This is a genomic window from Priestia veravalensis (assembly GCF_001457055.1).
In the GTDB taxonomy this organism is placed as follows: Bacteria; Bacillota; Bacilli; order Bacillales; family Bacillaceae_H; genus Priestia; species Priestia flexa.
Genome location: NZ_KQ758732.1, coordinates 1 through 7,574 on the forward strand (window position 1 = coordinate 1; position 7,574 = coordinate 7,574).

The 7,574-nt window shown below is 41.3% G+C and carries 7 protein-coding genes, 1 tRNA gene and 1 pseudogene; 2 read left to right on the forward strand and 7 right to left on the reverse strand.

Features of this window, described 5'->3' with window-relative positions; all coding sequences use genetic code 11:
* Positions 1-280: 280 nt before the first annotated feature.
* A tRNA-Val gene (locus tag AS180_RS20580) sits at positions 281-352 on the reverse strand.
* 105 nt (positions 353-457) lie between these two features.
* Here AS180_RS20580 and AS180_RS20585 point away from each other — a divergent pair.
* A complete protein-coding gene (locus tag AS180_RS20585; RefSeq protein ID WP_025908653.1) occupies positions 458-1,219 on the forward strand; it encodes an arylamine N-acetyltransferase family protein in 762 nt (253 codons plus the stop codon).
* 57 nt (positions 1,220-1,276) lie between these two features.
* Here the strand turns inward: AS180_RS20585 and AS180_RS20590 are convergent, their stop codons facing one another.
* The 5 genes from AS180_RS20590 to gnd all read right to left on the reverse strand — a co-directional run bounded on the left by AS180_RS20590 (position 1,277) and on the right by gnd (position 6,246).
* The gene (locus tag AS180_RS20590) at positions 1,277-1,858 is read right to left on the reverse strand and encodes a DUF1349 domain-containing protein (RefSeq protein ID WP_025908652.1); all 582 of its coding nucleotides are present in this window, start codon (positions 1,856-1,858) and stop codon (positions 1,277-1,279) included.
* A 76-nt stretch (positions 1,859-1,934) separates the two neighbouring features.
* Complete coding sequence (locus AS180_RS20595) at positions 1,935-3,260, reverse strand: GntT/GntP/DsdX family permease (protein WP_062687434.1); 1,326 nt, start codon at positions 3,258-3,260, stop codon at positions 1,935-1,937.
* Between the two features lie 273 nt (positions 3,261-3,533).
* Positions 3,534-3,662, reverse strand: a complete 129-nt coding sequence (locus AS180_RS23960) for a hypothetical protein (protein ID WP_258954147.1) — start codon at positions 3,660-3,662, stop codon at positions 3,534-3,536.
* A 124-nt stretch (positions 3,663-3,786) separates the two neighbouring features.
* A complete protein-coding gene (gene gntK / locus AS180_RS20600; protein ID WP_025908650.1) occupies positions 3,787-5,328 on the reverse strand; it encodes a gluconokinase in 1,542 nt (513 codons plus the stop codon).
* 21 nt (positions 5,329-5,349) lie between these two features.
* On the reverse strand, positions 5,350-6,246 hold the full coding sequence (gene gnd, locus AS180_RS20605) for a phosphogluconate dehydrogenase (NAD(+)-dependent, decarboxylating) (RefSeq protein ID WP_025908649.1): 897 nt from the start codon (positions 6,244-6,246) through the stop codon (positions 5,350-5,352).
* A gap of 148 nt (positions 6,247-6,394) precedes the next feature.
* On the opposite strand from gnd, the gene AS180_RS20610 reads away from it, so the two are divergent.
* On the forward strand, positions 6,395-7,240 hold the full coding sequence (locus AS180_RS20610; RefSeq protein WP_061786022.1) for a MurR/RpiR family transcriptional regulator: 846 nt from the start codon (positions 6,395-6,397) through the stop codon (positions 7,238-7,240).
* 154 nt (positions 7,241-7,394) lie between these two features.
* Here AS180_RS20610 and AS180_RS23725 read toward each other — a convergent pair.
* Positions 7,395-7,574: pseudogene (locus AS180_RS23725) on the reverse strand (shikimate kinase); the annotation flags it as partial.

Consider the following 7,574-nt stretch of genomic DNA (forward strand, 5'->3'; position numbering starts at 1 on the left):
TGTTCCAATCTTTTTGGTTTGTCTGAACACGTTCGTTCCATTGCGCTACGGCCACTCGCTTTCCGCGGGGAGGAACCTGAGCTTCCTCGCTGCGCTGCGGGATCTCCGTTTTCCCTCTCTTTCCCGCAGGAGTCGAGTGTCCTACGCTCCATTCCACCCTGTTTCCAACATTGTTTTCACAATCAACCAAAAAACCTGAACGATTAAAAGTGAGAAACTCTCAATCGTTCAGGTTTATCATTGGCTGAATTACTTATGTCCCAGCCTCATTATTTAAATATGACCTGTGAGGGATTTGAACCCCCGACCCCTTCCCTGTCAAGGAAGTGCTCTCCCGCTGAGCTAACAAGTCGTAATATGATGTATGTATTGATATTATTATAGGGATGAATCTGATGAGTTGTCAATACTTTCTTTATGGGATATAGAACGCTTTCAGCTAAAGGAGGATGTTCCTTTGAATAGTAACTATTATTTTACTCGCTTTTTGACCAAGCGTCCCGCTGAGCCAACGCTTGAGAACCTGGCTTTTTTACAGGAAAAGCATATGCTTCATATTCCGTTTGAGAATCTGGACGTGATCAGCAAGACGCCAATTATTACGGACCTTGAGCGCATTTTTGAAAAAGTGGTGATCAATCTTCGCGGGGGTTTTTGCTATGAGCTAAACGGGCTGTTTGGCTGGCTGCTTCGCGAAATCGGCTATGATGCTCATTACGTAGGCGCAACGGTGAAAAAGCCCGACGGCTCGTGGACGATTGAAGGCAGTCACGCGACGAACCTTGTTCATCTAGACGATGAACCGTATCTTGTGGACGTTGGATTTGGCGATTCGGTTCGTAAACCCGTCCCCCTTTCAGGAGAAGTCGTTAGCGACGTTAGCGGTGAGTACCGCGCGCTTCAAATAGACGAAGAGCACTATGACCTTCAGCGCTTTGAAGACGAGCAGTGGAAAACGCTGCACCGCGTGTCGACGGTACCAAAAGAATTTCACGAGTTTGCGCCGATGTGTGAGTTTAACCAAACGTCACCGGAGTCACCGTTTACACATAAGCGCTTAGTCACAATTGCCACAAAGGAAGGACGCAAAACGCTTTCTGATTTGACGCTAATTATCACAGAAAACAGTCAAAAAACGAAAGAAACGATTGCAGAAGAAGATCTCCCTATGCTTCTTCAACAGCACTTCTATTTATTTTTAATGGACAGCTTTTCATAAGAGAAAAGCAGCCGGCTGCAAAAGGGTTATACCCCTTTTGACATCCCGCTGCTTTTTTTATTGCTGAATTTCAACAAATTCAAACGAAGCTTCGTATCCTTCTCCCTGCGGACTGCAGGCATAGATGCCGATTTGCATGGTCTCTTCTTCTGCGAATAAATGCGCGATTCGCAGCTGTTTCCACTTCTCACCGTCAACAGAATAATAAAGTGAGTAGTCTTGCCCTACTTTCTTCATTCGAAAGTAAAGAGCCGACTGATCCTCTTCAAAATCTTGCGTAAACCAGTCTGAGTAACCGTTATTGGTGACAACTGCTCCTAGCTTGTTTGATTCATTCGGACTGTATTCAACGGACGATTTAATCCACGTATCCTTTGAGACGCGCACCATTAACCCTGCTTGGTCGTAGCGATTTAGAGGCTTGGTGTGTACTTTCGTTGTAAGCTGAAAGTCTCCAGATACTTCTTTATAAAGAAAGTGACCGTTATCTACTTGAAAACCGTTGTGCGTTCGCTGCCAGAAATCCGTATTGACATTAGGTTTCATGACGAGGTGCTGCTCGTTTAATTCGAAATGAGTCGGTTTTGAAAACCACTTAAACTCCTTTAAAAGCTCTTTTCCATGAAACGTCTGTGGCATGTTTTTCCCGCTTTACCTTTTACCTCTCTAATGTAGCACAAAAGCCCTCTTCCTACGTAGAAAGAGAGCTCTAAGATCAGACAATTAGGTTCACGATAAGCACAGTACCGAACGCAATAAATGAAAGCAATGTTTCAAGTACCGTCCACGTTTGAAACGTTTCTTTTACCGTTAAGCCTAGGTATTCTTTTACCATCCAGAAACCTGCATCGTTAACGTGAGAGAACATCAGTGAACCTGCGCCTGTTGCGATAACAAGAAGCTCTAGGTTTACGCCTGACATATGCTCGATAACCGGTGATACGATTCCTGCGGCTGTTGTGAGGGCTACTGTTGCTGATCCGGTTGCGATACGAATGAGACCTGCGATCATAAATGCTAGAACAAGTGGTGATAGTGAAAGGTTCTCAGACATTTGAGCGATTGTTGTTCCTACACCGCTTTCAATTAAGACTTCTTTAAATCCTCCACCTGCACCGATGATTAAAATAATCGAACCAACTGGCAACAAGCACTCTTCTGATAGCTTTTTGATTGTTTCTTTTGTCATGCCTTGCTTCATACCTAAGAAGTAGAAAGCGACAAAACACGCAATTAATAGTGCGATTAGCGGGCTACCGATAAAGACTAGAAGCTTTTCAAGACCACTTCCTAACGGTAAGTACGGCGCAGCCGCTGATAAAATCATTAGTAAGACTGGTAACAAAATAACAAAGAATGAGATTCCTGTTCCAGGTAATTCTTTTGAAAGAGTTGTTACGCGAATAAGTTCTGGCTCACCTTGTGGAACAACGCGCTTATGAATCCACTTTGCGTATACGGGTCCTGCAATAATAGCTGCTGGAATGGCAACGATTAATGAGTATAAAAGAACGCGTCCAAGGTTTGCATCGTAAATGCTAATGGCAGCTAGTGCGCCTGGATGCGGTGGTACCAATCCGTGTACAATTGATAAACCTGCGATAACTGGTAAAGCAATTAATAAAATATTTTGTTTCGTTGTTTTATGAATTGAGATAACGAGCGGTAGTAAAATTAAAATACCAACTTCAAAGAAAACGGGAATTCCGATAATGAATCCTGCGATAATCATCGCCCACGGTAAACGCTTTGTACCAAATGAACGAACAAAGAAGTCTGCCACTTGCATACCTGCTCCAGAGTCAGCCATTAGCTTACCAAGGATCGTTCCAAGCGCTAAAATTCCAACTAAGTGTCCAAGTACGCTGCCCACTCCTGTTTCGTAAGCTTTTACAATTTGATCTAATTCTAACCCTGACGTAACCGCTAAGCAGATGCTGGCTACTGTTAAGCTAATAAACGCATGCCATTTAAATACTGACACCCCTATGATAACGATTACAATTGATACTAAAGTCATCAGTAGTAAATAAGTATCCATGTTCATTCCGCCTCTCTTGTTTGATATGTAATCGGTTTCTTTTTTCATTTAAATAAATCGAAGCCTTGTAAGCTTCCAAACTATTAAACTTGTTATCGCTTTCAATTATCTTTCAATAGAAAACGATTTCATCAACTACTTAAATTATATGAAAAAATTTTTCTTAATTCAACCTTATTTTAGAAAAAAATAATATTTTAATGAGTTTGGGACATAACAAAATGATGGCTTCTAAAAGACGAACACTAGCTGTTCCCATCTCTTTGGTTTGTCTCAACACATTCGTTCCATTGTGCTACGGCCACTCGCTTTCCGCGGGGAGGAACCTGAGCTTCCTCGCTGCGCTACGGGATCTCCGTTTTCCCTCTCTTTCTCGCAGGAGTCGCGTGTCCTACACTCCATTCCACCTTGTTTCCAACATTGTTTTTCACAATCAACCAAAAAACCTGAACGATTAAAAGTTATGAACTCTCAATCGTTCAGGTATAGTAGAGGCTGAACTACTTATGTCTCAGTCTCGCTTTTATTATTCTACGTGCTTCTTTTGAAAGTTTGCGATATTGGCATATTCTTCACCTAATAAACGCGATAAGCGAATATAAATAGGTGTTAGCTCTTCATAAATGGAAACATGAGCTTCAATTGGCTTATGGTGATGCGTTGCACCGACCATATCGGAAACAACTTCAAGAGAATCGACTTCTCCTAAACCGTACATACCTAAAATGATTGCTCCTAGACAAGAGCTTTCAAAGCTTTCAGGAACCGATACGTCTTGGTTAAAAATATCAGCCATCATTTGACGCCATAGTGGTGAACGAGCAAAGCCACCTGTTGCTTGAATTTGCTTCGGCTCACCGATTAGCTCTTCAAGTGCTAATAAAACCGTATAAAGGTTAAAGATAACACCTTCTAAGACCGCACGAATCATATGTTCTTTTTTATGGTGTAATCCAAGGCCAATGAATGAACCTCTGGCATTCGCGTCCCAAAGCGGCGCTCTTTCTCCAGATAAATAAGGATGGAACAGCAGGCCATCCGCTCCTGGCTTCACCGTATTTGCAATATCTGTTAGCATTTCATACGGATCTTTCCCCAAGCGCTTAGCTGTCTCTACTTCGGCTGCACCCAGCTGCTCTTTTGCCCATCTGAAGATCATTCCACCATTGTTCACAGGACCGCCAATTACCCAGTGGTTTTCCGTTAACGCATAGCAGAAAATACGACCTTTTGGATCCACAACCGGACGATCGGTTACGGCACGAATGGCGCCGCTTGTTCCGATTGTTACCGCTACAACTCCAGGTTTAATCGCATTTACACCAAGGTTTGAAAGCACTCCGTCACTTGCTCCAACAATAAATGAAGTGGTAGGTAAAAGGTTCATTTCGGTTGCAAGATCTGGATTTAACCCTTTCATACAATGTGTCGTTGATACCGGCGTTGATAATTTGTCAGCTGATACGCCGCTTACCTTTAACGCTTCCTCATCCCAGCTTAAGTTTTTTAAGTTAAACATACCTGTAGCTGATGCAATTGAATAATCCACTACGTATTCGCCAAACAGCTTATAAAACACATATTCTTTAATTGAAATGAATTTATGAGCTTGTTCCACAATATCCGTATGCTCATGAGATAGCCACGTCAGCTTTGCTAATGGTGACATCGGGTGAATTGGTGTTCCGGTACGCAGGTAAATTTCATGTCCGTTCCACTCATTCTTAATCTTCTCTGCCCATTTCGCACTTCTGTTGTCTGCCCACGTAATACACTTTGTGATCGGCTTACCGTTTTCATCTACTGCGATGACGCTGTGCATCGCAGAGCTAAACGATACGCAAAGAATATCTTCCGGATTCACATTGCTTTCGTTCATGACGCCTTTAATTGTTGTAATGACGGCTTGAAAAATTTCCTCCGGGTCTTGCTCTGCTACATCGGGTACGGGTGCATATAAAGGATACTCAACTCCTTTTCGTGAAAGAGCCGTTCCATCTATTGAGAATAGAACGGACTTTGTACTTGTCGTACCGATATCAACTCCGATTGCATATTTGGTGCTCATGCTGCTTTCCCCCTTGTTTGATTATTTCTTAACTGTGCTATGTCCTCCGAACTCGTTGCGAAGAGCCGCTACTACTTTCCCCGTAAACGTATCTTCCTCTAATGAACGATAGCGCATCATTAAGGATAGTGCAATAACAGGTGTTGGTGCTTGTAAATCAAGCGCTTCTTCAACCGTCCATTTCCCTTCACCAGAAGACTGCATAACCCCTCTAATTTCATCTAGTTTTGGATCTTTCGAGAACGCATTCTCCGTTAGTTCCATTAACCATGAACGAATAACTGATCCGTTGTTCCAAACGCGCGCTACTTTTTCGTAATCGTAGTCGAATTGGCTTTTCTCAAGTACTTCAAATCCTTCAGCAATTGCTTGCATCATGCCGTATTCGATACCGTTATGAACCATTTTTAAGTAGTGGCCGCTTCCGCATTCACCAGCGTACAGGTAGCCGTTTTCTACACAGATATCCTGGAATAATGGCTCGATTGTGCTGAATACTTCTTTGTCTCCACCAATCATTGTACATGCTCCGTTTCGAGCACCTTCCATACCACCGCTTGTACCTACGTCAAAGAAGAAGATTCCTTTTTCTTTTAAGTCGTTTCCGCGACGTACAGATTCTTTATAGTTAGAGTTACCGCCGTCAATTACGATATCTCCTTCATTTAATAAACCTTTAAGTTGCACTAGCGTTTGTTCTGTTGCATCTCCTGCTGGAACCATTACCCAAACAATTTTTGGAGATGGTAGCTTTTCAATCACTTGCTCTAATGAATCAAACGCTTCTACGCCTTCACCATTCATTTTTGTTACTGCTTCTTTATTTAAGTCGAATGCTACGACATTGTGATTGTGGTCACGCAAATTTAATGCTAAATTGTAACCCATTTTTCCTAAACCTACTAAACCTAATTTCATGATGTATGTCCTCCAGAAAAAAATTTTCTTGTCTATTCACTATTATACGAAATTTTTTTCATAACCGCAAACGATTACAAGAAAATTTTTTTCGTTAATTATTCTATGCTATACTATCTTTACAAATATTCTGAAAGGAAATTAGTTTATGACGCAAAACTGCTTAGGAAACATTCGGTCTCATTATGCTCGCTTTAGCGATAAGGAAAAGAAAATCGCGAATTATATTTTAGAACACCCAGAAGATATTATTCATAGCACCATTAATGAAGTTGCTGATAACCTAAACGTTGCGGATGCGACGGTTTTCCGCTTTTGTAAACGAATCGGCTTTAAAGGCTATCAAGCTATGAAAATTTCTTTAGCAGCTGAAATTATGACGCCTATTCAGCAAATCCATGAAGAGATTACTGAGGATGATAATGAACGCGTCATTGCTGAAAAAATTTTCCGTTCAAATATTCGAACGCTCGAAAACACGCTTCAAATTTTAGATAAAGACGCGATTGAAAAAGCAACTCGCCTCCTGCAGCAAGCAAAGAAAGTCTACTTTTACGGTACGGGTGGATCGGCTATTATCGCGATGGATGCTTACCATAAATTTGTTCGAACGGGTACAGAAGTGTTTGCGTTTATCGACTCTCACTTTCAGCTCATGTCGGCATCTCAATTAACGAAACATGATGTGGCGGTCATTATCTCTCATTCAGGTACAAATAAAGATACGTTAAACATTTTAAATACGGCTAAGCAGCACGGTGCGAAAACCATTGGCATCACGGGCTTTCCAAAGTCACCACTTAGTCAAAATGTAGACGTTTCCCTGTATACAAGCTCTGAAGAAACAGAATATCGTTCCGAAGCCCTCGCTTCTCGCATCGGCCAATTAAGCTTAATTGACGCTCTTTACGTCAACATTATGATTGCCAACAAAGAAAAAGCAAAGCACTCTTTAGAAAAAGTACGAGACGCTATCTCAGAAACGCGTATTTAAAAGCCTGTGATATAACGCAGGCTTTTTAACATAAGTAGTTCAGATAATGTGGAGAAAATTTAAATTAACAGTTCAAATGTTATATAAAATAACAACTAAATTAGCAGTAAACTTAACACCAAAAAACGCTTGGGCATCCAAGCGTTTTTCTATACTATAATTGGAATTTTTCCTTGATTATCTTTGCCACTTCATCCGCACTCAAGTTTGTATTGTTTATTTTCGTATAGTTTGAATATTTAATTTCACCCTCTAAAGAATTCAATCTGTATTTCTCCATCGAATTTTTCAAATCACCTTCAGACCATTCAATATCCCTCTTTGATGGCTTATG